Source organism: Stenotrophomonas sp. 24(2023), from assembly GCF_030913365.1.
Classification (GTDB): domain Bacteria; phylum Pseudomonadota; class Gammaproteobacteria; order Xanthomonadales; family Xanthomonadaceae; genus Stenotrophomonas.
Window position 1 is genome coordinate 3,657,388 of sequence record NZ_CP133160.1, and the last position, 26,917, is coordinate 3,684,304.

General features: G+C 64.1%; 26 protein-coding genes and 1 other RNA gene. 15 read left to right on the plus strand and 12 right to left on the minus strand.

Annotated features, from left to right (window positions below; all coding sequences use genetic code 11):
• Positions 1-60: 60 nt before the first annotated feature.
• The 3 genes from Q9R17_RS16765 to Q9R17_RS16775 all read left to right on the plus strand — a co-directional run bounded on the left by Q9R17_RS16765 (position 61) and on the right by Q9R17_RS16775 (position 3,064).
• Positions 61-624 carry a hypothetical protein gene (locus Q9R17_RS16765; RefSeq protein WP_308155718.1) on the plus strand — a complete coding sequence of 188 codons (564 nt, stop codon included), beginning with the start codon at positions 61-63 and terminating at the stop codon, positions 622-624.
• Between the two features lie 582 nt (positions 625-1,206).
• The gene (locus tag Q9R17_RS16770) at positions 1,207-1,929 is read left to right on the plus strand and encodes a hypothetical protein (RefSeq protein WP_308155719.1); all 723 of its coding nucleotides are present in this window, start codon (positions 1,207-1,209) and stop codon (positions 1,927-1,929) included.
• A 937-nt stretch (positions 1,930-2,866) separates the two neighbouring features.
• The gene (locus tag Q9R17_RS16775) at positions 2,867-3,064 is read left to right on the plus strand and encodes a hypothetical protein (RefSeq protein ID WP_308155720.1); all 198 of its coding nucleotides are present in this window, start codon (positions 2,867-2,869) and stop codon (positions 3,062-3,064) included.
• 205 nt (positions 3,065-3,269) lie between these two features.
• Here the strand turns inward: Q9R17_RS16775 and traD are convergent, their stop codons facing one another.
• Positions 3,270-3,638, minus strand: coding sequence for a conjugal transfer protein TraD (gene traD / locus Q9R17_RS16780; protein ID WP_308155721.1), 369 nt, complete (start codon positions 3,636-3,638; stop codon positions 3,270-3,272).
• A 381-nt stretch (positions 3,639-4,019) separates the two neighbouring features.
• Here traD and Q9R17_RS16785 point away from each other — a divergent pair, with 381 nt between their 5' ends.
• Positions 4,020-5,735 carry a MobA/MobL family protein gene (locus Q9R17_RS16785; RefSeq protein ID WP_308155722.1) on the plus strand — a complete coding sequence of 572 codons (1,716 nt, stop codon included), beginning with the start codon at positions 4,020-4,022 and terminating at the stop codon, positions 5,733-5,735.
• Here the strand turns inward: Q9R17_RS16785 and Q9R17_RS16790 are convergent.
• Positions 5,701-6,048, minus strand: coding sequence for a helix-turn-helix transcriptional regulator (locus tag Q9R17_RS16790; protein ID WP_308155723.1), 348 nt, complete (start codon positions 6,046-6,048; stop codon positions 5,701-5,703). The two genes, Q9R17_RS16785 and Q9R17_RS16790, sit on opposite strands and share 35 nt — an antisense overlap.
• A gap of 105 nt (positions 6,049-6,153) precedes the next feature.
• Here Q9R17_RS16790 and Q9R17_RS16795 point away from each other — a divergent pair, with 105 nt between their 5' ends.
• Positions 6,154-6,477, plus strand: a complete 324-nt coding sequence (locus Q9R17_RS16795) for a hypothetical protein (protein WP_308155724.1) — start codon at positions 6,154-6,156, stop codon at positions 6,475-6,477.
• A gap of 484 nt (positions 6,478-6,961) precedes the next feature.
• Here the strand turns inward: Q9R17_RS16795 and Q9R17_RS16800 are convergent, their stop codons facing one another.
• From Q9R17_RS16800 to Q9R17_RS16825, 6 genes are all read right to left on the minus strand, one after another.
• Positions 6,962-7,699 carry a hypothetical protein gene (locus Q9R17_RS16800; protein WP_308155725.1) on the minus strand — a complete coding sequence of 246 codons (738 nt, stop codon included), beginning with the start codon at positions 7,697-7,699 and terminating at the stop codon, positions 6,962-6,964.
• A gap of 427 nt (positions 7,700-8,126) precedes the next feature.
• Positions 8,127-9,014: a hypothetical protein gene (locus tag Q9R17_RS16805; RefSeq protein WP_155760639.1), complete on the minus strand. Its 888-nt coding sequence runs from the start codon at positions 9,012-9,014 to the stop codon at positions 8,127-8,129.
• Positions 9,015-9,945: 931 nt separating this feature from the next.
• Positions 9,946-10,188 (minus strand): hypothetical protein, encoded by a 243-nt coding sequence (locus Q9R17_RS16810; RefSeq protein ID WP_308155726.1) that lies wholly within the window; start codon positions 10,186-10,188, stop codon positions 9,946-9,948.
• A gap of 9 nt (positions 10,189-10,197) precedes the next feature.
• Positions 10,198-11,598, minus strand: coding sequence for a site-specific integrase (locus Q9R17_RS16815; protein WP_308158365.1), 1,401 nt, complete (start codon positions 11,596-11,598; stop codon positions 10,198-10,200).
• Between the two features lie 264 nt (positions 11,599-11,862).
• Positions 11,863-12,216, minus strand: a transfer-messenger RNA (tmRNA) gene (ssrA, locus tag Q9R17_RS16820).
• A 122-nt stretch (positions 12,217-12,338) separates the two neighbouring features.
• Entirely contained in the window at positions 12,339-13,199 is an 861-nt protein-coding gene (locus Q9R17_RS16825; protein ID WP_308155727.1) for an alpha/beta fold hydrolase, read from the minus strand.
• Positions 13,200-13,451: 252 nt separating this feature from the next.
• Here Q9R17_RS16825 and Q9R17_RS16830 point away from each other — a divergent pair, with 252 nt between their 5' ends.
• Positions 13,452-14,021 (plus strand): hypothetical protein, encoded by a 570-nt coding sequence (locus Q9R17_RS16830; RefSeq protein ID WP_308155728.1) that lies wholly within the window; start codon positions 13,452-13,454, stop codon positions 14,019-14,021.
• 36 nt (positions 14,022-14,057) lie between these two features.
• On the opposite strand, the gene smpB is transcribed toward Q9R17_RS16830, so the two are convergent.
• A complete protein-coding gene (gene smpB / locus Q9R17_RS16835) occupies positions 14,058-14,561 on the minus strand; it encodes an SsrA-binding protein SmpB (protein WP_308155729.1) in 504 nt (167 codons plus the stop codon).
• Between the two features lie 56 nt (positions 14,562-14,617).
• Here smpB and Q9R17_RS16840 point away from each other — a divergent pair, with 56 nt between their 5' ends.
• Both Q9R17_RS16840 and Q9R17_RS16845 read left to right on the plus strand, forming a co-directional pair.
• On the plus strand, positions 14,618-15,043 hold the full coding sequence (locus Q9R17_RS16840; RefSeq protein WP_308155730.1) for a type II toxin-antitoxin system RatA family toxin: 426 nt from the start codon (positions 14,618-14,620) through the stop codon (positions 15,041-15,043).
• Between the two features lie 4 nt (positions 15,044-15,047).
• Positions 15,048-15,305, plus strand: coding sequence for an RnfH family protein (locus tag Q9R17_RS16845; RefSeq protein WP_308155731.1), 258 nt, complete (start codon positions 15,048-15,050; stop codon positions 15,303-15,305).
• Between the two features lie 36 nt (positions 15,306-15,341).
• Here the strand turns inward: Q9R17_RS16845 and bamE are convergent, their stop codons facing one another.
• The gene (bamE, locus tag Q9R17_RS16850; RefSeq protein ID WP_308155732.1) at positions 15,342-15,734 is read right to left on the minus strand and encodes an outer membrane protein assembly factor BamE; all 393 of its coding nucleotides are present in this window, start codon (positions 15,732-15,734) and stop codon (positions 15,342-15,344) included.
• Positions 15,735-15,838: 104 nt separating this feature from the next.
• Here bamE and fur point away from each other — a divergent pair, with 104 nt between their 5' ends.
• On the plus strand, positions 15,839-16,246 hold the full coding sequence (fur, locus tag Q9R17_RS16855; RefSeq protein WP_308155733.1) for a ferric iron uptake transcriptional regulator: 408 nt from the start codon (positions 15,839-15,841) through the stop codon (positions 16,244-16,246).
• A gap of 133 nt (positions 16,247-16,379) precedes the next feature.
• Positions 16,380-17,297, plus strand: a complete 918-nt coding sequence (locus Q9R17_RS16860; protein ID WP_308155734.1) for a LysR family transcriptional regulator — start codon at positions 16,380-16,382, stop codon at positions 17,295-17,297.
• A 68-nt stretch (positions 17,298-17,365) separates the two neighbouring features.
• On the opposite strand, the gene recN is transcribed toward Q9R17_RS16860, so the two are convergent.
• On the minus strand, positions 17,366-19,027 hold the full coding sequence (gene recN / locus Q9R17_RS16865) for a DNA repair protein RecN (RefSeq protein ID WP_308155735.1): 1,662 nt from the start codon (positions 19,025-19,027) through the stop codon (positions 17,366-17,368).
• A 114-nt stretch (positions 19,028-19,141) separates the two neighbouring features.
• Here recN and hrcA point away from each other — a divergent pair, with 114 nt between their 5' ends.
• The 4 genes from hrcA (at position 19,142) to dnaJ (ending at position 24,201) form a co-directional block, all read left to right on the plus strand.
• The gene (hrcA, locus tag Q9R17_RS16870; RefSeq protein ID WP_308155736.1) at positions 19,142-20,206 is read left to right on the plus strand and encodes a heat-inducible transcriptional repressor HrcA; all 1,065 of its coding nucleotides are present in this window, start codon (positions 19,142-19,144) and stop codon (positions 20,204-20,206) included.
• Between the two features lie 63 nt (positions 20,207-20,269).
• Positions 20,270-20,785 carry a nucleotide exchange factor GrpE gene (gene grpE / locus Q9R17_RS16875; protein WP_308155737.1) on the plus strand — a complete coding sequence of 172 codons (516 nt, stop codon included), beginning with the start codon at positions 20,270-20,272 and terminating at the stop codon, positions 20,783-20,785.
• A 205-nt stretch (positions 20,786-20,990) separates the two neighbouring features.
• Positions 20,991-22,916: a molecular chaperone DnaK gene (gene dnaK / locus Q9R17_RS16880; RefSeq protein ID WP_308155738.1), complete on the plus strand. Its 1,926-nt coding sequence runs from the start codon at positions 20,991-20,993 to the stop codon at positions 22,914-22,916.
• Positions 22,917-23,070: 154 nt separating this feature from the next.
• On the plus strand, positions 23,071-24,201 hold the full coding sequence (gene dnaJ / locus Q9R17_RS16885; RefSeq protein ID WP_308155739.1) for a molecular chaperone DnaJ: 1,131 nt from the start codon (positions 23,071-23,073) through the stop codon (positions 24,199-24,201).
• A 122-nt stretch (positions 24,202-24,323) separates the two neighbouring features.
• Here dnaJ and Q9R17_RS16890 read toward each other — a convergent pair whose 3' ends face one another.
• Positions 24,324-25,127 carry a helix-turn-helix transcriptional regulator gene (locus Q9R17_RS16890; RefSeq protein WP_308155740.1) on the minus strand — a complete coding sequence of 268 codons (804 nt, stop codon included), beginning with the start codon at positions 25,125-25,127 and terminating at the stop codon, positions 24,324-24,326.
• Positions 25,128-25,200: 73 nt separating this feature from the next.
• Between Q9R17_RS16890 and Q9R17_RS16895 the strand changes: the two genes are divergently transcribed.
• Positions 25,201-26,400, plus strand: coding sequence for an MFS transporter (locus tag Q9R17_RS16895; RefSeq protein WP_308155741.1), 1,200 nt, complete (start codon positions 25,201-25,203; stop codon positions 26,398-26,400).
• The last annotated feature ends 517 nt before the right edge of the window (positions 26,401-26,917 follow it).

A 26,917-nucleotide genomic window follows, 5' to 3' on the forward strand; every position in this document is an offset into this window, starting at 1 on the left:
GCGATCGATTCGGGAAAATAAAGGGCGACCAAGCCCGGCCAACACATGTATGGAGACGCTATGAGCAAATGGATACTTCTTGCGGTAGTGGCTGCGGCGCCAGCATCTGCCCAGAGCGTGGGTAACGTGGCCTCGCTTGCCTCTGTCGTCAATGACACGAGAGCCGCTTGCAGCACACTGGCGGCGACCCATCGCAGCAGCGAGCAGCGAGACATCCAGCAACTCAGTCTGGATTCTCAGGCTGCAAGGCAGAAAATTCGAAACGATGTCGAGTTGTACAGCATTGGCCACGGTCGTGCGAGTACGGATCGCTACATGCTGGATTTGATGAAAAACCAGTCAAAACTGGATAAAGAAGCTAACGAGCGCGGCATACTCATCAATAAAGAGCGGAATGCCGAGGTCGCAGCCTGTGTATCGGATGCGGTACCTAAAGGCAAGGCAGCCTACGCCGCATTCAAGAAGGGGAAGCGCACACCCGCAGATCTCAACCTGGCCAGTGATCTGATGACCTCTTGGCTGGTGAACGTTGAAACGATCTCGGTCAATCAGCCAGAGGGCACTAGCGACTCGAACGAGTCTTGGAGGCGCGCCAAGGCTGCAGTCGAGCTCAGCTCTCCGTAGGTTCCCCTCCTGGCAAGTATCGTCCAAAGCCTTGCAAGCCGGGGCTTTTGTGGCTTTTAGTAAATAATCACGAATCACGCTGTGTGATTTCGGCTCTGCCGACCAGCAGCCTGCTGGGCCGTCGGAGTTCGAGGGGAAACGCCCGGCCACCCATGAAGCCGTCCAGGCCGCCCATCGATCGCGGCCTGTCCGCCAACAGTGCCATCGACCACCTGCTGCAGGATGCGGTGGGCGGACTTGATGGCACCTCGGCCTTCAATCGACCAGGCGCCCCGCAGAAACTCTTGCGCGGTCAGTTCTCCTGCCGCCCGTGTGCCCCTGCCATTTCGTGGGTTGCAACGAACACAGGCGGGCGGTGCCGAAAACAAGAAAGCCCGGAAATCCTTATGGTGTAAGGGTTTCCGGGCTCTTGCGGTCCATGACGGACCATCTATTGGTGGAGGTGGGCGGAGCCGATTGACGCCCTCTGGTAACTCATTGATCTTGCACGATTCTTGAGCAAGACATGGCGCCAGATTTGATACCTCGAATGATACCCCTGCACCGTGCCGGGGTGCAAAGGCACAACTGTGAGGAGCAGTTGTGCGGATCTCATTCGTTGTGGTGGTTGTGGCTCTTTTGGCCTGCGGGCAAGCTTGGGCGCAGGGTGGTTCAATTCCGCCCACCGGAATTGAATTGAAGACGGTTCAAGCCAAGGCATGGCCGGTGGCGACCTACACCAGTGAACCCGGCGAAGCCAAAGAAGCGTTCTTGCTCCGCATCGCCCCCGAAGTTGCCGCCTGGACGGCAGAGAACCAGGCTGAGGCCTGCGCCTTTGTTGCCACCGATGGGCAGCGGTGGGGGCTGAAGCTCATCACCCTGCGGAGCCAATTCGAGTGCGTGTTCGCCTATGGCGTGGTCCCCGAGGGCATGACCACCACCAATGAGACGTTTCACTCCCACCCCCCGGCCGATGGCGGCGGTTACGTCACCCTTACGGAAGGCACCAAGGCAGCAGCCGCTGCTTTGGGAGATGCCTCCCTGCGCCGGGTTCGGCAACTGCGGGTGGAGAACGGCGGGGAGTTCTCCGAGCGGGATTTCAACGCCGGCCCCGGCTACCTGATCACCAACGGCCGTCTGTTGTTCCAGAGCGGCCGTGGCAAGAAGAACCGACGTGACATAGGCCCCGCCGGCCAAGTGTCACTGTCCCACGCATTGGTAGGTGTCAATGGACACGCCCGGCATGAACACTGGCGGGCAGGCCGCACGGGTCAGCCTGTAAAGGTATGTCTGCCCCTCGACGGCTGCCGAGCAGCTCGGGATTGAGGAACCGGGCACTGTTGCGCCGTTGTAGGTATAGCTCGCGGAGGTGCACATCATCCCGCTGTTGAGGATGTCTCCTTCATGCTTGACCAGCTTCCAGGCGTAGGATTTGGAAGGAACACAGGTGTTGGATGTCGTGGCCCAGCCGGTGATCGGGGTCCAGTCCGACCACCCTGACCATCCACTCCAAGCCGGTGAACCGGTCGGCGCGGGGCAGTAGGCGAAGCGTGTCTGGTTGCGCTGCTCTTGCCTGGTTTGCACGATGGAACCGGTCTGACCAGCAGGGCACCCCAGGGTTTGAGAGACGGTTTTGGTTTCGGTATCGGTCACGGTGCTGGGCGAAGGAAGCACGCATGCGGGGGCGCAGGTGTTGGAAACAGTGGTCCATGGGCCATAGGCCGCCGTGGCCCAGGCCTCGTATGGCCCACCGATTTCGCCGCAATAGCCCACACGTTGTTGCGTCACGGTCCCAATTTGTCCCGCTGGGCAGTTCAGGTTTTGCGTCTGCGTCGGTGGCACCGTGCACGGTGCCACCGATGGGATCGGAGGGGGGACTGGCCGAACAGGCGGTTCGGCCGGAGGGGGCGGCGTTACCGGCGTGATGCCAGGAGGGGAAACGGAGGGAGGAGCGGGGTTCGCGACTGGCGGGGCGGGGGCTATCGGGCCCACCGGAGTGGCGGGCCCCACTGGTCCAACGGGACCGACTGGGGCACCTACGGGTTCGGAGGCGGGGGGCGCTACTCCGGGAGGAACAGAGGGTAGGGCAAGCGGCGGGGCCGCGACCGATGAACCCGCCGCTAGTCCGGAGAAGTAGACGAAGCCTATGCGGTCTCCACCGTGAGCCTGGCAGGCCGCAGCAGCGGCTGCCGGGTCATACATGTTGTCCTTGAAGACGGATTGGCCGTTGACTTGAGCGTCCCAGACGCTGGGGTCTGCTGCCATGGCAGCCACCAGCTTTGCGCAGGCGGACTTGGGCACGTTGCGGGTCTCCAACAAGAAGGCGTCGTTGCCCTGTTTCACTGTGCTGGCCATGACCGTCACGCTGCCGCCCCACGTGTTGGTCAACGTGCCGTTCCGCAGAAGCCGCTGGGGTGCCAACCCATCGGCACGGACCATTGCAGTTGTCAGCCCCGAATAGCCCCCCAAAATGCCCATCGACCGTTCAATGGAGGTGGCCGTTTGGCTAAAGTCCAACTGCGTCTCTTTTACTTGTGCGGCCACGCTGGTCGGGCCAAACACCCACCAAACGGCGGCGGCCATGACGGCAATCACGCCCAGAGCCAGCAGCACTTCCACCAGCCCGAAGCCCCGTCCTGGCCGTTGTTGAATGAACCGAAACGCGCTCATGACTGGGCCGCCTTGCGCGTCGCTTCGCGCGCTTCCAGGTGTGCAATGCCTTTTTGCCGGAGGTGCTCGCGCTTGCCCGGATGCTGTGCCAGTTGCTCAGCGACCAGCAGCAACGCTCCAACGATTTCCGCTGGATCCCAGTCGTCGGCACCAGCCGCGATGGTCAGCCCGCCGAGAACAATTTTTCGATGGGCGTCCGCCGAACGGAACAATGCCGAACGTTCCTTGAGCCTGGCTTTCGCGGCTTCGCGTTGCTGCTTTCGCTGCTCGGCCTTCTCCGCCATCAAGAGCTTGGCTTGTTCTTTCGCCAAGCTGGTCATCATGCGGTCCAACTTCTCGCGTTGCTTCTCTACATCGGTTGCCATGCCATTGCTCGTTGCCTGTCTCTATGCATGCAACCATGCACAGGCCATCCGTCAATCCCCTTTGCATGGGCGCGGAGCGCAACGGAGCGAAGCCTCCAAACGACGGCGAGCGAAGCGAGCCGAACCGCCGGGCGGCGAAGCCGGCCGATGCTTTTGACGTTAGCTTTTCCCTGCATTTGACAGTTCCCACGTGCATGGGAACCTGAGCGAGCGCCCCGGTTCTCGAGCGTTGCGAGGGGGGGGGGTTCCCACCCCGACAGCAAAGCAAGAGCGCACTTAGAGTAATCCCTTCGGGATTACGTGCGGTCAGGGGCTATGCCCCCGACACCCCGGCGCGCTTCGCACGCCTGTCCCCCTTGCTCGCCCCCCAGGGGGCTGCGCTTGGAGACCCGATTGGCGATTTACCACCTCACCGCGAAGGCGTATTCCCGCAAGGACGGCAAGTCCTCCACGGCGGGCGCTGCCTATCGGGCGGGGGGTTGCATCGAAGACGCGCGCACGGGCGAAGTCCACGATTACACCCGCCGCAGCGGCGTTGCCTTTGCCGCGCTGTGCCTACCCGGTGACGCCACCGCCGACCGTGCCGAGTTTTGGAACCGGGTGGAAGCCCACCACAAGCGCGGCGATGCCATCACTTGCCGCGAAGTGGAAGTCGCCTTGCCCGCCGAGCTCGACGCCGATGCACGGCGCGAACTGGCCCATGCCTTCGCCAAGCATTTGTCTGACACCTACGGTGTTGCCGCAGACCTCGCTATCCACGAACCCAGCAAGGGCGGCGACGAGCGCAACCACCACGCCCACATCCTGCTCAGCGCGTGCTCGGTCAACGCGGACGGGACCTTGGGGAAGAAGGCCGAAGCCTTGGACCCCATCGCCTGCAAGAAGGCCCAACGGCCCACCATGGCCGACACCCAGCGCGAGCACTGGGCACGGATGGTCAACACCGCCTTGGCGAAAGCCGGGGCCACCGCTCGGGTGGACCACCGTCGCCTGGATGCCCAACAAGCCGACGCCGCCCAACGGGGCGACTTTGCCACCGCGGCCCGCTTGGACCGCCGAGCCACGCAGCACGAAGGCAAAGACCTGACCGCGGCCCGCCGTCGGGGCCACACGCCCAAGCGCGTGCGGAACAACGACCGGGTAAAAGCCGCTGCAGCCCGGCGCTTCGACCGCCACACCCGCCGTTTTGAAGAACTCAAAGCAAAGGCCGCCAAGGACGGAACGTTGGTGCAGGTGGACGAGCAAGCCTTGCACGCGCGGGCGTTGCTTGAGCGGCGGAAAGAAGGCGTCCAGCGGTTGCGAATCGAAGCCGTTGCCGAGGTTCAGGCCATCGACCAGGCGGCACAGCGAAAAGCCGCCGTCCGGGCGCGTGCAAAGCGTCCCGCTTCGCACAAAGCCGGGACTTCCGTGTCCCGGCAGGCCGCACCTGCGGCCGGTCTCCAGGGCAAGGCGGCGGCAGCCGTCGAGCGGGCCTCACGCAAAAACACTGCTTCAAGACAGGGGGAAACCATGGCAGCAGAGCAAATCGCAAAAGATCTGAACGAGATGATTGAGCAAATGCTGAAGCGCGCACGCCTGGCACTCCAGCAACAGGACGCGACGCCTCTACAGCGGGCCAGTGCCCGGACGCTGATTGAACGGCATGACGACCTTGTCCAGAAGCGGCGGGATCATGTGGTGGCCAAGGAGGGAAGGAAATTGGCCGGGCTGGACCGGCGACGTGCGGAGGCCGACGCCAATGTCAGGCCCCAGCCCGATGATTTACGTAACCGCGTGCTGCGGGCCATCGGCAGGCCTACAACCCAGAGCTTGGCCGCACAGATGGCGCAGGAGGAAAAGCAGAAAGCCCAAGCAGCGGAGAAACAGGCACGCCAGAGGCGGGACAAGACTAGAGAAGCCCGGAACAAAGCGGTGGTGGCCTTCGATGTGGTGCAGGTGGAATTCCTCACACAGTTCCCCGAACTGCTGTCGTCGCACAAGCCAGCTTTCTCATCTGAGCCCAAGCGCGAGAGTTTCCCAACGTTGCCTGCGGCGGGGCAAGGCTTGCCGGAGGCAAGCCCCGTCAGTCCGCACCGTCGCCCGTCGCCGCGACCTTGAGCAGCGCCGCAACCGCTCTTGCGCGCTGTTCCGGAGAGAGCTGGGCAAGCGCCAGGACCGCGTCTGCCGTAGCGGCGTCCTCGGCTACCAAGTAGGCCACGGGCACACCCAGCACCTCAGCCAGCTTACCCAGCCCGTCCAGATCGATGCCCCTGGCTTGGCTCTCGTAACGGTTCACCCGATTGGCTGCCACGTGCTTTTCAAGCCCCATGAGCAGCCCCAGCGCCCTTTGACTGGGAACGCCACGCAGCGTCCGTGCCTGTTTCAAGCGGGCCGCGAAGAGGCTGCGGGGCGATGGTGGAGCCTTGGACACATGAACAGCCGAAGAAGGCGACGACCCAAAGCATGACGGCAAGGCTCCCTTTGAGGTAGTTTCTACCTGAAAGGTAGCACTTCCGCTGCCGACCTTGGGGGAACCATGAAATTCATCCGTGTTGCGTTGGCCTTCACCATCATCGCCTTCGGGCTTTCCGCCTGTGGCAGCAGTCAGCCATCCACTAAGGAAGCCCAGGCTGCCATCGGGACCGAGTTCGCCCAGGTCTCCGGTGGATCCATGACCGTTGTTGGCTACCGGGACTTCAAGCTTTCAGGGTGTCGGGATGCAGCTCCTGCGGATGGGGTCATTTGTGACCTTGGGGGCGAGGTGGTCCTCAATGTCTCGGGCACTGAGCTGGTGCGGCCCATCGTGGAGCCCGTTCGTTTCAGCAAGTCCAATGGCGCTTGGACCGCTCACAAGCCCTGACCCATGAACTCTTACGCGAACGTGGGCTGCGCCTCTGTCCTTTTGGGAGGCGCTGGGCTGGTTCTCGCCAGCGGCGGCTTGGAGATGCTTCAAAATGGCAGCCCATTCGGCTGGCTCGCTGTCTTAGCCGGCCTTGGGCTGTGGCTGCTGTTGGCTTTTCTCTTCTGGATAACCCATCGAGCCAACCGACGGCGAGCATGGATCAGCCGCCAGCCATTCCCTCACTACGCAGAGCACAGTCTTCCGCGTGGAGGCTTCTGGCGCGCTTTTCTCTGGACTTGGGCCGGGGTCGTCGTCGCCCATACGATGGCATGCCTGATCGGCAGCGCGGCAGATCTACTGCCCCACTCTGAGCAAGTGCGGGCAGTTTTGGCCATTTTATCACTTGGGGCGGCACCTGCTTACATCTTACTGCCCCCGCTAGTGGCTCTAGTCTATAGCGCCATCAAATCAACCGCCTTGGAGTAATTCCAAAAAACTAAATTTACACTCTCAATATTTGTATCGTAGCATTTGTCGCTATTTTTGAGACTGCAGAAAGCAGATTGGTGCGTGGCTCACCATAGATGGCATCGAAGGGATCGAGACGAGCCTTTACCGCCTTAGCCCATAGCTCACATTCATAGAATGCCCTTGCTAATATCCAGATTAAACGAACCTTAAAGATCTGCCCGAGCGGCAAACTCTCCATCCTCTCGATAAGCAAGTCATCAGGCGGAAGTAGGACTGTTTCGATTCTTTTCTGCCTGCGCTTCACCACACGATCTATTTTTGCCTCAAGATCATCCAGGTCCCAACTGTGCGAGATCTCATTTCTTAGTTTTCGAAGCACATTGAGCTCTGTCGCCAGGTCTGCCGAAAGCCAGTTAAAAGCATGGGAAATTTGTATGCGCTGTGAAAGCCGGGATAGCGAACCATAACCCGTAAGCAAATCAGAGCGGCCGCCCGGGACATCTGCGGGAATTTCCCGCCGGAACATTCTTGCCAATTCGTCATCAACGTAAGCACAGACCACAACCGGAGCGGCCCTGACTTCAATTGAAAGCAGATGATCTAAAACCTTCTCGAGGCCAGAGGTATCTGTAGCCGCGCGATCCACATGGCCAACGAACCTCTTGAGCCTTTCACGTTCAAAGGCAAGCGTGTAGTTGCGGTAAACCTGCAAGCCATTCTTCTCGTAATCACTAATTCCAAGGCAAGAGATATCTTCATCCCAATTCATGGTCATTCAGCTCCGCGAAAAAACCTACTTGGCGGCGTCCAATGCCTCGAGTATGACCCAAAATCGTCGCCCAGACTGAAACGTCCTAAGTATTGCAAAGACCTCGCAAACCAGAGCGATCCCGACCACAAGAGCCAAAGCGCGACCCTCCAAAAATATAGAGAGAAGCGATACGGATAGTGCTAAAAAGTGGAAACCACATGTCTGTAGCGCCCCCCTTACCAGCACTCCATAGTGACCCGTTAGACGCATGTTTGCCACTAACTTCCGATCGGGAAGGCTCACCATCATTGCAATTGCTGTCAGAAGAAAACCAAATAGCACGCCACTCACTGTGGCCAGCGTGTTGGCAAGACTATAAAGACGGGCGGCGTCATACTTGGCAAACAAGTAAAACGCAGCCCCGCAACCTAATGATACTAATGCCTCACCGGCGAAGCGAAGCACCCTCTTCTCCAAATATTTCATCAACCGAACCTCTTATGTCCGCCCAAGCATCAGCAAGTGCTTGGAGCATGGTTTCGGTGGGAGCATAGCGGCCATCGTGTTCGACCGTGATGTGTGAAAGAAGTCTGTCCGCGATGAGATCAATGGGATAATCAACTCCATCCTCAAGGACTTCAACCCTTGCTGATGTTGCAAGACCGTCACCGACCAGTTCGCGAATGGCTCGCTTCCATCGACCCGCAAGCTCAGTCTGGTTAGTCGGTGCCAAGCGGCCATCGACGCTCGACTGCAACGTCAGGCTATCGCCACCGCCCTTCGCGAGAAGATCAATGATCTCGCGACTAAAATCATCATTCGGATACCATTCTGGATTTGTCGGTCTAGCTACCCGCATATGCACTTTGCGCAGCTCGACGCCCCCCCTCATTAGCCTACGCATTGCATTGGGCTGAACGATTGGATCCGCGACGACGCGAGCGCCTACAAGCTCACTCAAGAACTGAGTGAACTGGTTCGGCGTATTCGCATGGCCATTTACGTGCCAGAGCAGAATATCGTGGGGCGCACATACCAAGAAGAAATTCTTCTCAATTAGTCCCTTGTCTTCAGCAATTGCCAGCTCTTCACCTTCTTCGCCAGGGGCACCAACCAACGGCAGATCCCCTTCGCGAAATTTTCGAAACTGACCGAACCAGCCGGTGGGCCTCCTATTCCTCCTAAGTCGCCATAGGTCTCGGGTGAATGCTCCTACCTGCGCAGAATTGTCATCTTCACTTTCGCTAAGCAATCGCATGACGTCGCCAGCTGAAGCCACTTCACCAGTTGCGGTAACATTGAGCTTGAATGCATCAAATCGGTAGGTAGGCATCCTAATTTCCCCCTGTGAAAAATTATGGGGGATGCTCGTCTCACGGACTGATACTCCTCCCCCTTGGCCGATTATGCACTACCTATTCACAGCCCGCTCCCTCCTATTGACAGATTGCAGGGGCGGACTACGCTGAGTTTGTGGCCCCCGGGCGTCCAGACCCGGAGGCGAGCAAGGTAGTTGCAGCTACGACATGCCCAGGCACTGGCCCCTCGAGGCCACTCTAGCAAGCCTCGGATGGACCGCAAGCCCCTTCCTTTCTCGCCTCCTCGTCAGCCGCTCCCAAGGCCATTGGTAGCCGTATCACGGTGCCCGGATGAAACAAGCCGGGTCATGCACAAGGAACGGGAGCCTCATTGTGGGGCTTGGGTTGACCGCCACCGGAGCGCATGAGCTTTGAAGCAAGGGGACAGGGCGCTGTATGGCCTGCAACTTGCGCCAACCCAGGTGGATCATCTGTCGAGGGGTAACCGGGAGTGCTCAATCTGGCCCGGGAGCGTATCCCCTTCTCTGTCCGTCCACCAACGGGTTTGTGGTCAATGGAATGCAGCTAGGAGTTATTCCCAGGAAGAACGCGCCTGGGGGCGGGGTAGCCCACTGGAGAGACGCCAGGCGAGAGCTTGGTGACAGGACCCAGAGCCGGGGCAGTCAGACTGCCTGAACCTGTCGAAGCGGTGTCGTCTGATTATCACCGCGCCCTGAGTGCTGGGGGCCTCCGTAGGAGGCCAACTCACGGGGCCAAAGTCATCCCCGGGCGCCTTTCGGTGTCGGGTCCTAGGGGAGACTTTGCCCTTCGGCTGGAGGGGCCCCGGAGGGGACCCGACAGCTGAAGGGCAAAGCAGGGGGGGCTTTAGCAAAGCTCTTAGGGGTTAAGGGAAAGCTTTTGCAAGCTTTTCCCCTTCCCGAAAAGCAGATCCGACGCGCGGCCGCTTTAGAAAACTACGTCTGTATCGTTCAGATCACGGTCTGAACGCTGATACAGCGGAACCTTGACCTTCAGCTCAAACCGATAGGTGTCGAATCCGATGGCATCGGGACCGTCCACCTTGACTGTTTCAAAGGCTCTGACATCAACCTCAGGAGCAAACTTCGTAAAGCGGGAAAGGGCTTCTGCAATGACGGCTTCGATCTCATTGATGGATGCAGCTTTCAATGATTTTGTGGGTTCTTCCATGTGCTTACCTCAATTCTTGTTGGCGGAAATTTTACGCTTGTCGGCAGCCTGACCCCGCCGACGCTCCATGTGGCGGACCTGTTTGAACGCTCGGTCGAACTGCCCCGGTGTGTATGCGGGCAATGGCATTGGTGGGCCGTAGGCTTCAAGTGCAGCCAAACGGCTCGGGATGGTGCCAGGGTTGACGTAATGCTTCAGCCCGGGTGGCAGTGTCAGATCATGTCCCGTGATTTCCTGGACCACTTGAATGGCCACGTGATGTTCGTTGACCAAGGCATTGGCGACGTTGTGCCGGAAGCAGTGGAACGACTTCAGCCGGCCAGTCAGCCCGCGCTGGATAGCGTATCTCCGGAACTGATCGCCCAGGTTGTCACCGTAACCGTTCGTATCGGAATAGGGCAGGTGAGGGAACACGCGGTCATGGCCCGCGCGTTTCACATCGTCGATGAAGGCCAGAAAGCCGGCAGCAAGCACTGAGGTAGGCAACGGTACGAAACGCGAACTATGGGCGTTCTTCAGTCGCTGATCAGTGCGACGGGCCCGGATATGGACACCCCATTGGCCGCTCTCTTGCGCCACATCATCTGTATACAACTGGCCGATTTCGCCAACTCTGGCTCCTGTGGCGAAGCCGAGGACGGTTCCCCACCAGCGGTGAGGGTATTTGATTGCCCATGCAGTGAACGCATCGTGGTCGAACAGCAACGCCAACTCTTCGGCTGAGAAGGGCTCGCGGCTGGGTGCGTCCGTCTTCGTCTTGGCGCGGTTGAGGATCGCTTTGTGAGGCGCTTTGGGGATGAGGTCTTCTGCGGCTTGGGCGTTGAAGAATGCGGCGATGCGATCGCGATGCTTCTCTTTCGTCCGCATGCTCAACCCCGCGTAGCCACCGTTTTTGGCCCTTGCCAGAATGTCGGCTGGGGCCAAGCCCGCAAACTCCTTTTTCTTGCTCGCATTGCTCGGGTAGACCTCCAGGGCATCGAGGAAAGAGCGGACGTCTGTGGCCGTGACCTGCTCGATCGGTTTGTCCTGGCCCAGCGCCAGGAAGAGGCCAAGGCTGTGTTCGGTGTCCAGCACGTTCTTGGCGCTGCGCTCGGCCCTCCGCATGTCGCCCAGATAGACGGTGATGCGTTCGGACAGCAGGGGTCCCGGTCTGGCAATAGAGGTTGGGGATATCCCGAGCACGGCAGCTTGGAGTGGATCCTTCTTCGCAAGGTCCTCCAAGACCCGCAACAGCATGGCTTCGTCTTGCGGGGTGTTGATCTCTGCCTCGGCGATGGAAACTCCGTTGGGCAGCGTCACTCCCTTGATCGTCAAGTCGCGGTGTCCGTTTTCGCGGATGCTCCGCAGGACTTCTTCCAAATCCACGTTCACGCCCCCTCGCATTGTGTCGAATGCTTGGGATAGTGCCATTGCCATCTGGGCGGCGACCAGCCGTGCGGCATCGCCCATTGGCAAATACAGGGGGCGCAGTAGGTAGCGCGACCCAACCAAGGGCTGCAGCGGCGTGGGAACAAAGAACCGAGCGTAGACGCCGCTGCTGCGGCGTAGGAGATAAGGCTTCGGCACCGGAGTTTGATACCTCGTTTGATACCTCGCTCGGCTCAAACGTGTCTATCAAACTCCGGGCCTAACCCTTGCGAAATCAGTCGCTTAGCGATAGATTCCGCTTACAGTTGGTGGAGGTGGGCGGAATTGAACCGCCGTCCGAAGGCACTCCATCCCCAGCACTACATGCTTAGCTCACCGTTGGATCTCGTCCCCGAACAGCACGGTGCGCAAAGCGCATCCGGGAACCAGCCTGTTGTGTTCTAGTGCCGGACTGACAGGCAGCCGTCCAGCGCGATTCCATGATAGTGACTCTACACCGCGAGCATGGACACAAGCGGTTTCGAGGCTTAGGCCTTAAGCGGCCAGAGCGTAGTTGTCGTCGTTGGCAACTAGAGTTTTGCAGCTGGATTTACGAGGAAAGCTACCCCCTCGGCATGCGCCAGGCAACTTCACAACCCCCGTCGAAACCAATGCACCCCCGGTTTCTTCAAGTCTTGCAAGGCGTTGAGGACCCCGGCCGGAAACGCTGGCATGGGTCCTGCCCAACACGGCGAATACTACGGCAATCTTCCTGAACAGTCACGCGGCAGGCCGCGCGCCGATCACAGGTGCGCCTGGAACCATCCGGTCTGGAGTGCAACGACCTTGCCGAAGTGGTCACCGGTGTAGATGTCGTAATGGCGGGCGCCGGGTTCTTCGTGCAGCTGCTTCACCGGCGCGGCGACGGCATCGAACAGGGCGCGGCCCTGGGCCGGGGGATTGACCGTGTCCTGGCCGGCCACCACCACCAGCGTGGGGCAGGTGACCTGCGCGGCGGCCAGGGCCGGTGCGTAGTTCAGCGTCTCCCTGACCGTCAGGAAGGGGATCTTGATGTCCATGGCCGGGTGCTTGACCCGGTTCTCCTCGAAGAACGCCTTGGATTCAGGGTCGTTCAGCACGCGCGTGACGCCCACGAACATCTCCTTCCCGGTGACCTTCTGCTTCTCCGCCATCTTGTCCAGGGTCGCGATGAAGCCTTCCTTTTCCGTGTCGCTCATCTGGCCGGTCACCACCGCCTCGCCATCGGCGAAACCCAGCTGGCTGACGATGCCGCGGATGTCGCCATCGCGGGCAGCAGCACCGAAGACGTGGCCGCCTCCCAGCGAGGTGCCCCACAGGCCGATGCGCGCCGGGTCCACCTGCGGCAGGCTCCGGGTCCAGCCGATGACGGTCAGGATGTCCTCGATCTGCAGAGCCGGCACCAGCCGGCCGCGTTCGCCCTCGCTGGCCCCGAAGCCCCGGTAGTCGAACGTAACGGTGACAAAACCGGCGTTGGCGAAGGCGTTGGCGAAATCGGGCAGCAGCAGGTCCTGGATGCCACAGAAGCCGTGGCACAGGATGACCGCCGGCTTCCTGCCATCCCCGGCGGGGGAGCGGAGCGTTGCGGCGATGCCCTGGGGAAGCGTGTGCGTCGAGGTGTCCATCAGTATCCAGATAAGCAGGCGTGGGGGAGGGAGATCGTGGCAGGCGGCGGCGTGGCCGGGTGTGCGCTGCGTCATGGTCGCCGACAGCGGGCGCGGTTGCCTTGCTGCTTATGGTGGCTTCCATTCATGGAGGGCTGCTGGCGGGCCGTGGGCGATGAAGGGAAACGGTCATAGCGAGTTGCTAACGTCATCCAAACCTTTTTGCGACACACTGAGGGCGAGGATCAGGACAGTGCGAGTCGGAGGCCTTCGGTGACGGACGTGACACAACAGCGCAGCCTGCGGGAACTGGTGGGGCCGGTCGGTGCGGCCTACCAGCAGCGTGCATTGCCGCCGGGCTGGGTCTGGGCGCTGCTGTCGCTGACCCTGCTGGCCGCCTGCCTGGCCGCGCTGCCGGCGATCGCGGCCACGGCGCTGCTGGCCAGCGCCGTGGTGGTGCACTGGCCGCGCCGCAACCAGGCGCAGTGGATGGGGTGGCGGGTGTTCGGCCTGGCCGTGCTGGCGCTGGCGGCCTGGGGGCCGGATGTCCTGGCCCTGTGGTTCGAGCACGGCCTGGCGCTGGTGCTGATGGCGCTGGCCGGTACCAGCGTGCTGGCCTATGTGCACCAGTCCCGGCAGATGGCCCGGCAGCTGCAGTGCGCGGCCGACGCGATGGATGACGGCCAGTTGATGGCCCTGCTGCCGGCCGATGCCGCGCAGATGGCCCGCCAGTGGCGGGAGGGCGATGACCGCCATGCCCCGGAACTGGCGGTGGTGATGCACCTGGCGGTGATGCATGCGGCGCTGGCGCCGCGCTGCCAGCGCCGCATGCTGGCGGGCTGACCGGTCCCCAGCGGCGTACCGCCGGGCAGTGCCCGCTCAGGCGTCCCGGTTGCCCCGGCGCATCACGCGCTGCTTTTCGATCGCCCAGTCACGGTCCTTGGCGGCATCGCGCTTGTCGTGGTTCTGCTTGCCCTTGGCCAGCGCAACCTCGAGCTTGATCTTGTTCTTGCTCCAGTACATCGCGGTGGGCACGATCGTGTAGCCGTCGCGCTCGACCTTGCCGATCAGCTTGTCGATCTCGTTCCGGTGCAGCAGCAGCTTGCGCTCGCGCCGGTCATTGGCCACCACGTGGGTGGAGGCCTGGATCAACGGGGTGATCTGCGCGCCGATCAGGTAGATCTCCCCGCGCTTCACATACGCGTAGGCGTCGATGATGTTGCCGCGTCCGGCGCGGATCGACTTCACCTCCCAGCCCTGCAGGGCCAGGCCGGCTTCGAAGCGCTCCTCGATGTGGTACTCGTGGCGGGCACGCTTGTTCAACGCGATGGTTTTGTTGGCCGTCGCGCTCTTTGCTTTATCCTTGCCGCTGTTCTTGCTCATTTCCGTATTGTCTCCGATTCGGGCCCGCCCGGTCGATTGCCGAACGCTTCCGTCTTATGCCTACCATCCGCCGCAGCGCCCTGGTCGAACACTCGGCCGCGCACATGTTCGATCTGGTCAACGATGTCCAGGCCTATCCGCGCCGCTTCCGCTGGTGCTCCGGGGCGAGCATCCTCGAGCAGGGGCAGGACCGGCTGGTGGCCCGGCTGGACCTGGGGCTGGGTTCGTTCAGCACCTGGTTCATGACCGAAAACACCCTGCAGCGCCCGCACAGCATCGACATGCAGCTGCGCGACGGCCCGTTCAAGCAGCTGCATGGCCGCTGGGAATTCCATGCGCTGGCCGAAGATGCCTGCAAGGTCAGCCTGATCCTGGAGTTCGAGCCCAGTTCGCGGCTGCTGGGGCCGGCGCTGGCGATCGGCTTCCAGGGGCTGGCCGACCGGATGGTGAATGATTTCGTCCGCGTCGCCGACGAGGGCTGAGCCGATGATTGCCGTCGAGGTGGTGCTGGCCTGGCCGGACCGGGTGGACAGCCGCCTGCTCCAGCTGCCGGACGAGGCGACAGTGGCCGATGCCGTGGCCGCCTGCGCGATTCCCGGGGCCGCGGACTGCCCGGCGGTGGCGGTGCACGGGGTTCTGGCAGCGCCGGGCCAGCTCCTGCTGGACGGTGACCGGGTCGAACTGCTCAGGCCGTTGCTGGCCGACCCCAAGGACAACCGCCGGCGGCGCGCGCGCGGCGGCTGAACCGGACCCGCCCGGTGCGGGCGGGCCGATGGCGCCTCAGCGACCGCCCTTCTTCTTTTCCTTCGGCAGGTTGCGGCCGAACTGGCGCACGGTCTGCTGGGCCAGGGTCTGGTCGTTGGCCGGGAAGTAGTCGCCTTCCCAGCGGGTGACCGCTTCATTGTCGAAGTACACGGTGAAGTTCTTCACTTCGGTCCGGCCCAAGCGGTTCACGCGCTGGCTGGAGGTGTAATCCCAGCGCTGGGCGTGGAACGGGTCCGGAATGGACGGGGTGCCCAGCAGCGCATTGACCTGCTGCTTGCTCTGCCCGACCTGCAGCTTGGCCACGGCATCTTCCCGGATCAGGTTGCCCTGATAGATGGGTTGCTTGTAGATGATGCCGCAGCCCGTGGTGGACAGGGCGACGGCGGCGACCAGCAGGAGATTGCGCATCGAGGAAGGGCGGTTGAGGAAATCGATCCGATGATACACTCCCGGCGTGCCACCGCGACCCAATCCGAGGCAGCTGGCGCTAAATCGCCAATGAACGGAGCTTTATGGAAACCCACGACCTGCGCAAAGTCGGCCTGAAGGTGACCCATCCGCGGATGCGGATCCTGGCACTGCTGGAGCAGCGCACCCCCCATCACCACATGACGGCCGAAGACATCTACCGCCAGCTCCTGGAGCATGGCGACGAGATCGGCCTGGCAACGGTCTACCGCGTGCTGACCCAGTTCGAGGCGGCCGGGCTGGTGCTCAAGCACAATTTCGAAGGCGGCCAGGCCGTCTACGAACTGGACCGTGGCGGCCACCACGACCACATGGTCGATGTGGACACCGGCAAGATCATCGAGTTCGAAAGCAGCCAGATCGAAGAGCTGCAGCGCAAGATCGCCGCCGAACATGGTTACGAGCTGGAAGAGCATTCGCTGGTGCTGTACGTGCGCAAGAAGCGACGCTGACACCGGCGTGGCGAAGGCGAGCAGACCCCGGGCCCGGCCCGGGGTTTTTCGTTGGGGCGCCTGCCGGCGTACGCGGGTCCGGTTGTGAAATAGAATGCGTTCCTGTCCCGATCCGTGAATTGGATTCACTGCCATGGCGCGCAACGACATCAACCGGTCCGGGGAACTGGAGGTTTTCATCCGGGTGATCGAGGCGGGCGGCTTTTCCGCCGCGGCCCGGACCCTGGAGATGACCCCCTCGGCGGTCAGCAAGCTGGTGGCCAGGCTGGAGCAGCGGCTGGGCACGCGCCTGCTGCAGCGTTCCACCCGGCAGGTGCAGCTGACCAGCGAAGGACGCACGTTCTACGAGCGCGGGGTGCGGGTGCTGGCCGACCTGGACGAGGCCGAGCGCTGCGCCAGCGCCCATGAAGTGCCCCGTGGCCGGCTGCGGGTGAATGCCAACGTGCCGTTCGGCCAGCATTTCCTGCTGCCGCTGTTGCCGGCATTCCTGGCGGCGCACCCGATGGTCACGGTGGATGTCGCGCTCAACGATGAAGTCATCGATCTGCTGGAGCAGCGGACCGATGTGGCGGTGCGTGCAGGGCCGCTGAAGAATGAACGCCTGGTGGCGCGCCGTCTCGGGGCGACCCCGATGATGATCGTGGCCTCGCCGGCCTACGCCGCGCGGCATGGCCTGCCGCGCAGCGTCGATGCGCTGCAGGGCCACAACCGCCTGGACATCGGCCATGCCCGGGCACAGCCGGGCTGGCCGCTGCAGGTGGACGGGGAACTGCATGTCGTGCCGCCACGGGGCAGTGTCCGCGCCAGCAATGGGGATGCCCTGCGCCAACTGGCCATCGCCGGGGTGGGGCTGGCCCGCCTTGCGACGTTCCAGGTGCTGGCGGACATCGCCGCCGGGCGCCTGTTGCCGGTGCTGGAGGAGTCCAACCCGGGCGACCTGGAGGAGGTGCACGCGGTGTACCTGGGGCAGGGCGGCTACCTGCCGCTGCGGGTGCGCGCCTTCCTGGACTTCCTGGCTGGGCAGGTGGACCTGTCGCGGCCTCTGGGGTGAGCGGCAACGACGGCCCGGTGGGTGCCCGCTGAGGTTGCCTGCGCGCCCAGCGGGCGCGTTACCGCCACTCAGGCCTGCAGCAGCTTGCGGGCCGCCGCGCGCGCTTCCTTGCTCACTTCCACGCCGCCGAGCATGCGTGCCAGTTCTTCCTCGCGGGCCTTGGCGTCCAGCTTCTCCACGGCACTCTGGGTCATGCCATCCACTGGCGCCTTGCTGACGCGGTAGTGGGCATGGCCCTTGGACGCGACCTGGGGCAGGTGGGTAACGCACAGCACCTGGCGCTTCTCGCCGAGGGCGCGCAGCTTCTGGCCGACGATGTCGGCCACCGCGCCGCCGATGCCCGAATCGACTTCATCGAACACCATGGTCGGTACGGCATCCAGGTCCAGCGCAGCCACTTCGATGGCCAGCGAGATGCGCGACAGTTCGCCGCCGGAGGCCACCTTGCGCAGCGGGCGCGGGGGCTGGCCGGCGTTGGCCGCCACCAGGAACTCGGCGCGCTCGGCGCCCAGCGGATCGGGCCGGGCCACGTCCAGCGGTTCCAGTGCGATCAGGAACTGGCCGCCGCCCATGCCCAGCTCGGCGATCAGGCCGGTGGTGGTGGCCGACAGCTCGGTGGCCGCGCGCTGGCGGCTGGCGCTGAGCACGGCCGCCTGCTCGCGCCAGGCGCTGGCGGCCTTGTCGATCTCACCGGCCAGGCGCTGCAGGCGCACGTCGGCCCCGCGCAGCTGTTCCACCTCGGCCTGCATGCGTTCGCGCTGGGCAGCCAGTTCGTCCATCGGCACGCGGTGCTTGCGCGCCAGGTCGTGCAGGCGGCCCAGGCGGCGTTCGTTCTCCTCGAACTGCTCGGGGTCGGCGTCCAGGTCGTCGTGGACACGGTCGAGCAGGGCCAGCGCCTCGTGCAGCTGGATGGCGGCGTTGTCGATCAGGCCGTCCACCTCGCCCAGGCGGGGATCGTGTTCGGCGACGCGCGACAGGTCGTGGCGGACCTGCTGCAGCAGGCCCAGTGCGGAAATGCCGTCATCGCCGTTGAGCTGGCCGCTGGCCCCTTCGCAGGCCGCCAGCAGGGCGCTGGCATGGGCCTGGCGGCGGTGGCTGGCGCCGAGCGCGGCGATCGCGTCGGGCTCCAGGTCTTCGCGTTCCAGTTCGCGCAGCTGGTGTTCCAGGAAGCCGATGCGGTCGCTGACATCGCCCTGCTGCGACAGGGCCTCGGCTTCGTCCACCAGCGCCTGCCAGACGGCCGCCGCCTGGCGTACCCGGCGGCGTTCGGCGGCGTTGCCGGCGTAGGCGTCGAGCAGGCCCATCTGCGACGGGCGCGACAGCAGCGCCTGCTGTTCGTGCTGGCCATGGATCTCGACCAGGAACGCGGCCAGTTCCCCGAGCTGGGTCAGGGTGACGGGGCGGCCGTTGATCCAGGCCCGTGAGCCACCGTCGGCACGGATCACCCGGCGCAGCTGGCACTGGTTGTCGTCATCCAGTTCGTTGTCGGCCAGCCAGCGACGGGCGCCCTCCAGGGCGTCGAGCGCGAATTCGGCCGACAGCTCGGCGCGGGCCGCGCCATGGCGGACCACGCCACTGTCGGCGCGCAGGCCGGACAGGAAGCCCAGCGCGTCGACCATCAGCGACTTGCCGGCACCGGTTTCACCGGAAACAACGGTCATGCCGGGGCCGAATTCCAGTTCGGTGGCGCGGACGACGGCGAAATCCTTGATGGAAAGATGTCTGAGCATGGGGAGTGGGTCTGGCAAGCCGCGCAACGCTAGCATGCGCGGGCGGCGGCTCCAATGACTTGCCAAGGTCGGGTCAGGCCATTATCTAGTGCCTGTGTCTCACAGGCTGATTCCATGCACGGTTCTTCCGACCCCCTGGCGCCGCGCGCGCGCCACCTGCTGCGTACGCTGATCGCCCGCTACATCCAGGATGGTGAGCCGGTCGGGTCGCAGACGCTGGCCCGGGTGGCAGGGCTGGATGTCAGCCCGGCGACCATCCGCAACATCCTGGGGGACCTGGAAGACCTGGGCCTGCTGGCCTCGCCGCACACCTCCGCCGGCCGGGTACCGACCGCCCATGGCTACCGCATGTTCGTGGACAGCCTGCTGCAGATGCAGCCGCCGGGCGAGGGGGAACTGGCCCGGTTGCGGCAGGAGCTGGCCGGCGGCGGCAGTACCCAGGCCCTGCTGGGCAGCGCCTCGGAACTGCTGTCGGCGATGAGTCATTTCGTCGGCGTGGTCAGTGCGCCGCGGCGCGAGCAGTTCGCCTTCCGCCAGATCGATTTCGTGGCGCTGGACGGGCGCCGGGTGCTGGCCATCCTGGTGTTTGCCGACAACGAAGTGCAGAACCGGGTGATCGAGACCCGGCGTGGTTTCGACCCGGGCGAACTGGAACGGGTGGCCAACTACCTCAATGCGCACTTCGCCGGCCTGCCGGTGGCCGAGATCCGCACCCGCCTGCTGCTGGAGCTGCGCGATGCGCAGTCGGAGCTGGAGCAGCTGCTCTCGCACAGCATCGAGCTGGCCGAGCAGGCCCTGCAGCCGCCGGCTGACGACATGCTGGTGGCGGGCCAGACCCGCCTGATGGGCGTACAGGACCTGTCCGACCTGGAGCGCCTGCGCGAGCTGTTCGAACTGTTTTCCAGCAAGCGCGAGATCCTGCAGCTGCTGGAGCGGACCATCCAGGCCCCGGGCGTGCGCATCTTCATCGGTGAGGAGACCGGGGTGGTGCCGTTGCAGGGGGTCTCGCTGGTCACCGCCCCGTATACGGCCAACGGCCAGGTGCTGGGCGTGCTGGGGGTGATCGGCCCCAAGCGGATGGCCTATGACCGCATGATTCCGCTGGTACAGGCCACGGCCGAGGCCCTGGGCGCGGCCTTTTCGCCGTCCGGACGGGGTTCGGGGGCCACCGACGCTTGAAACGCAGCATCCCGCCCACACTAGGGGGGATGGAGGCGGGGAGTGACCGCCAGGGACCCAGACATGAACCAAGAACATCCAGATATCGAATCCCAGCAGAGCGCGGCCGATGCAGCCGCCGCCCACGGCGTCAACGACGAACTGGAGCGCCTGCGCGCCGAGGTCGAGCAGGTCAGGGCCGACGCCCTGCGCGAACGTGCCGACCTGGAGAACCAGCGCAAGCGCGTGGCCCGTGACATCGATCAGGCCCGCAAGTTCGCCAACGAGAAGCTGCTGGGCGAACTGCTGCCGGTGTTCGACAGCCTGGATGCCGGCCTGAAGGCTGCCGGCGATGAGGCCCACCCGCTGCGCGAAGGCCTGGAGCTGACCTACAAGCAGCTGCTGAAGGTTGCCGCCGACAACGGGCTGGTGCTGCTGGACCCGACCGGCCAGCCGTTCAACCCTGAACACCACCAGGCCATCAGCCAGGTGCCCGCCCCGGGTGCCGCCCCGGGCAGCGTGGTGACCGTGTTCCAGAAGGGCTACCTGCTGAACGAGCGCCTGCTGCGGCCGGCGCTGGTGGTGGTGGCCGCCGACTGACCCCTCGGTCCGGGCGCAGGGCCGCCGGGCATCGCCCGGCGCTGCCTGCCCGGACCGGTAGCGCCGGGTCCTGCCCGGCGAAAGTTTCAAACCGCTGAACACAGCGTTCGGGTGACGGCTTGAATGTTCCACGAGCCTCCCCCACATCCCATTCATCCACCGGCCGAAGGGCCGGACTGACCGAACATTTTCAGGAGTCTCCCCCATGGGCAAGATCATTGGTATCGACCTCGGCACCACCAACTCGTGCGTGGCGATCATGGACGGCGGCAAGGCCCGCGTCATCGAAAACTCGGAAGGCGATCGCACCACCCCGTCGATCGTCGCCTACACCAAGGACGGCGAAGTCCTGGTCGGTGCCTCGGCCAAGCGCCAGGCCGTGACCAACCCGAAGAACACCTTCTATGCGGTGAAGCGCCTGATCGGCCGCAAGTTCACCGACGCCGAAGTGCAGAAGGACATCGCCCACGTCCCGTACAGCATCCTGGCCCATGACAATGGCGATGCCTGGGTGGCCACCAGCGATGCCAAGAAGATGGCGCCGCAGGAAATCTCGGCCAAGGTGCTGGAAAAGATGAAGAAGACCGCCGAGGACTTCCTCGGCGAGAAGGTCACCGAGGCGGTCATCACCGTGCCGGCCTACTTCAACGACAGCCAGCGCCAGGCGACCAAGGACGCCGGCCGCATCGCCGGCCTGGACGTCAAGCGCATCATCAACGAGCCGACCGCGGCCGCGCTGGCCTATGGCCTGGACAAGGGCGACAACAAGGACCGCAAGATCGTCGTCTACGATCTGGGCGGCGGCACCTTCGACGTCTCGGTGATCGAAATCGCCAACGTCGATGGTGAAAAGCAGTTCGAAGTGCTGGCCACCAACGGCGACACCTTCCTGGGCGGCGAAGATTTCGACAACCGCGTCATCGAGTACCTGGTGGAAGAGTTCAACAAGGACCAGGGCATCGACCTGCGCAAGGATCCGCTGGCCCTGCAGCGCCTGAAGGACGCTGCCGAGCGCGCCAAGATCGAGCTGTCCAGCGCCCAGCAGACCGAAGTGAACCTGCCGTACGTCACCGCTGACGCATCGGGTCCGAAGCACCTGAACATCAAGCTGACCCGCGCCAAGCTGGAAGCGCTGGTGGAAGACCTGATCAAGAAGTCGATCGAGCCGTGCCGCGTCGCGCTGAACGATGCCGGCCTGCGTTCGAGCGACATCAGCGAAGTGATCCTGGTCGGTGGCCAGACCCGCATGCCGAAGGTGCAGCAGGCGGTGACCGAGTTCTTCGGCAAGGAACCGCGCAAGGACGTCAACCCGGACGAAGCCGTGGCACTGGGTGCGGCGATCCAGGGCGGCGTGCTGGGTGGCGACGTCAAGGACGTGCTGCTGCTGGACGTGACCCCGCTGTCGCTGGGCATCGAGACCATGGGCGGCGTGTTCACCAAGATCATCGAGAAGAACACCACCATCCCGACCAAGGCCTCGCAGGTGTTCTCCACCGCCGAGGACAACCAGTCGGCCGTGACCGTGCACGTGCTGCAGGGTGAGCGCGAGCAGGCCCGCTTCAACAAGTCGCTGGCCAAGTTCGACCTGTCCGGCATCGAGCCGGCCCCGCGTGGCCTGCCGCAGGTGGAAGTGTCCTTCGACATCGACGCCAACGGCATCCTGCACGTGTCGGCCAAGGACAAGAAGACCAACAAGGAACAGAAGGTCGAGATCAAGGCCGGTTCGGGCCTGTCCGAGGAAGAGATCGCGCGCATGGTCGCCGACGCGGAAGCCAACCGCGAAGAAGACAAGAAGTTCCAGGAACTGGTGCAGGCCCGTAACCAGGCCGATGCCCTGATCCACGGCACCCGCAGCGCCATCACCGAGCACGGCAGCAAGGTCGGCGGCGATGTCATCGGCAAGGTCGAGGCCGCACTGGCCGACCTGGAAACCGCGATGAAGGGCGACGACAAGGCGCAGATCGAAGCCAAGTCGAAGGTGCTGGAAGAAGCCGGCCAGTCGCTGTTCGCCGCTGCTTCGGCCGACCAGGGCGGCGCCCAGGGGGCTGCCGATGCCGGTACCGCCGGTGGCAAGCACGATGACGTGGTGGACGCTGAGTTCACCGAAGTCAAGGACGACAAGAAGTCCTGATCCAGAACGACGCGGGACGCTGCCAGCCAGCGTCCCGTCGTCGCATCAGGGTCCTGGCCGCCAACCGGCGTGTCGGGGCGCCCGACGCAAGAGCGGACCTGGTTCCGCTCTTGCGCTTTGACGAATCCCGACGTACTGGAACCTGATTCACTCTATGAGCAAGCGCGATTACTACGAAGTCCTGGGCGTAGCCCGCACCGCCACCGACGAGGAGCTGAAGAAGGCTTACCGTCGCTGCGCGATGAAGTTCCATCCGGACCGCAACCCGGGTGATGCGGCGGCCGAAGCCTCCTTCAAGGAGTGCAAGGAAGCCTACGAAGTGCTGTCCGACGGCAACAAGCGCCGCATGTACGACAGCCATGGCCACGCTGCGTTCGAGCATGGCATGGGCGGTGGCGGCGGTCCGGGTGGCCCGGACATGAACGATATTTTCGGCGACATCTTCGGCAACATCTTTGGCGGTGCCGGCGGCGGTGGCCCACGCCAGGCCCGTCGCGGTGCCGATATCGGTTACGTGATGGAGCTGGACCTGGAAGAAGCGGTACGGGGCATCGAGCGCCGCATCGAGATTCCGACCCTGGCCGAATGCGGCGACTGTGATGGCAGCGGCTCGGAAGACGGCAAGGTGGAAACCTGCACGGTGTGCCATGGCCGCGGCCAGGTGCGCATCCAGCGTGGCATCTTCGCCATGCAGCAGGCCTGCCACAACTGCGGTGGCCGTGGCCAGATCATCGCCAAGCCCTGCAAGACCTGCCACGGCAACGGCCGTGTCGAGGAAGACAAGGTGCTGTCGGTGAAGGTGCCGGCGGGCGTCGATACCGGCGACCGCATCCGCCTGGCCGGCGAGGGTGAAGCCGGTCCCGCCGGAACACCGCCGGGTGACCTGTACGTGGAAGTGCGCGTGCGCGAGCACCACATCTTCCAGCGCGATGGCGACGACCTGCACTGCGAAGTGCCGATCCGCATCTCGCAGGCGGCGCTGGGCGATACCGTGCGCGTGGCCACGCTGGGCGGCGAAGCGGAAATCCGCATCCCGGCCGAAACCCAGACCGGCAAGCTGTTCCGCCTGCGCGGCAAGGGCGTGCGGTCGGTGCGCAGCCGCAGCGAAGGCGACCTGTACTGCCGCGTGGTGGTGGAAACCCCGGTCAACCTCACCAGCGACCAGCGCAAGCTGCTGGAACAGTTCGAAGCCACCTTCATCGGCGAGGAAGCGCGCAAGCATTCGCCGAAGTCGGCGACCTTCCTCGATGGCGTGAAGGGTTTCTGGGACCGGATGACCTCCTGATTCCCGGCGGCAGCCTGCAACGACGATGACGCCGGGCACTGCCCGGCGTTTTCGTTTCCGGGCGCTCGGGCCTGTGACGCGCCCTGGTGGATCCACGCCATGCGTGGATGCGGCTCAACGCTTCAACGGAAAAATGCCGCCGGTGTCTGCCCCAGCTGCCGCTTGAACATGCTGGTGAATGCGCTGGGGCTGTCATAGCCGGTGGCCAGGGCCACATCGATCACCTTCGCGCCGGTCGCCAGGCGTTCCATCGCCTCCAGCAGCCGGGCCTGCTGCCGCCACTGCCCGAAGGTCATGCCCAGTTCGGCGGCGAAGCGGCGCTGGATGGTCTTCACGTCAACACCCAGCAGTTGGGCCCAGTCCGGCAGGGTGGCTTCGTCTTCGGGATGGCGCTGCAGATGCTGGCAGATCCGGCGCAGGCGCGGATCGGCCGGTTCCGGCAGGTGCAGTGGCAGCACATCCATGCGATGCAGTTCGTCCAGCAGCAGCCGCACCACCCGCCCGTCACGGGTGTGTTCCTCGAAGGGCGCATCGATCAGGCTGGCCGCATGCAGCAGTTCACGCAGCAGGGGCGACACCCCCACCGCGAAAGGTTCGGCTGGAAGGGCCGGCGCGAAACCCGGGTCGATGTACAGGCTGCGCATGTGCACGTCGGCGATGCAGTCCACCGCGTGTGCCATGCCGGCCGGCATCCAGATCGCCCGGGTGGACGGCACCACCCAGCGGCCAACTTCCGAGCGCACCACCATCAGGCCGGACATCGCATACACCAGCTGGTGCCGCTCGTGCCAATGGGGCGAGATATGGAAGCCGGCCGGGTAATCGCGGACCCGGCAGGTGACCGGGCGCTGGGTGGGGACTTCCCGCCAGGGAGCGCCTTCGCGCAGCGGGCAGGGTGGAGAAATGTCCTTTTTGCGATAGGGCATGACCAGATCGCGGCGGAAGGGGGCGGGCCGCCACCCTAGCATGGTCGGCCCCACGGTTCCTGTCTGCGCCCCCATGTCGACATTGGCTTCAACCTCCGCCCCCCAGCGTTCAGCCGCCACCCGCGTGCTGGCCGCCGTCTCCACCTCGCATGTCATCAACGACATGATGCAGTCGCTGATCCTGGCCATCTATCCGGTCATCAAGGGCGAATTCGCCCTGAGCTTTACCCAGATCGGGCTGATCACGCTCACCTACCAGTTGACCGCCTCGATCTTCCAGCCGCTGGTCGGCCTGCAGACCGACCGCCATCCGGCGCCGTACTCGCTGCCGATCGGCATGGCCTCCACCCTGTGCGGCATGCTGCTGCTGGGCTTTGCCCCGAACTACGCGCTGGTGCTGGTGGCTGCGGCGCTGGTGGGTATCGGTTCGGCGATCTTCCACCCCGAGGCCTCGCGCATCGCGCGGCTGGCGTCCGGTGGCCGTCATGGCCTGGCCCAGTCGGTGTTCCAGGTGGGGGGCAACTTCGGTACCGCGCTGGGCCCGCTGATCGCCGCGGCGGTGATCGTGCCGCATGGCCAGCATGCGGCCTCCTGGTTCGCCGGGGCTGCGCTGATCGGCATTGCGCTGCTGACCTATGTCGGCCGCTGGTACGCGCTGCACCTGGGGGCGCCGCGTCCGGCCGGGCATGTGGTGGCCGCGCCGCAGATTCCGCCGCGCACGGTCGCCCGCGTGCTGGCCATCCTGCTGGTGCTGATCTTCAGCAAGTACTTCTACATGGCCAGCATCGGCAGCTACTTCACGTTCTACCTGATCCACCACTTCGGCATTCCGGTGGAGCAGGCGCAGCTGCATTTGTTCGCTTTCCTGGTGGCGTCGGCGGCCGGTGGCTTCCTCGGCGGCCCGCTGGGTGACCGCATCGGCCGCAAGCCGATCATCTGGACCTCGATCCTGGGCGTGGCGCCGTTCGCACTGGCACTGCCGCATGCCGACCTGCTGTGGACCACGGTGCTGGCGGTGCTGATCGGCTTCGTGCTGTCCTCGGCGTTCTCGGCCATCGTGGTCTATGCGCAGGAAATGATGCCGCACCGCATCGGCATGGTGTCGGGCCTGTTCTTCGGTTTCGCCTTCGGCATGGGCGGGCTGGGGGCGGCGGTGCTGGGCCTGCTGGCGGACCACACCAGCATCGAATACGTGTACCAGCTGACCGCGTTCCTGCCGCTGCTGGGTATCGTGGCCGCCTGGCTGCCGCCGTCGCGGCCGACTGCACACTGAGGGTGGGGTGGGTTGCAGGGCTTGCAGCCCTGCACCTGCCGAAACCAGAGCAGAAGCAACAGCAGAGGCTGGTTTCCTGGGGGGAGGCGGGGTGGGTCCGGTTGAGGGGGACGCTGCAAGTACGTCCCTGTAAGCTCGGTCGCCGCATCCATGCGGCTCACGCCCCCTCAACCGGACCCACCCCGCCTTCGACAGTTTCCCGCGGCTGTTGGTAGGTGTCGACCTTGGTCGACACGGTAGATCCACGCCATGCGTGGATGAATTTCCATCGAAATCGAATATTCGATGAGCCATCGAGAAGCATCCACGCATGGCGTGGATCTACTGGCCTCCGGCCAACTGTCGAAGGCGGGGCACTGTGGGATTGCGGGGTGTGAGCCGCATGGATGCGGCGACCAAGCCCCCATGGACGGGTTTACGGCGTCCCCGCAAACCCACAGTGCTCCGCCATCCCACGGATAGCCCGCTGTTGCTGTTGCCGTTGCCGTTGCTTGAGGCTTCGGCAGGTGCAGGGCGC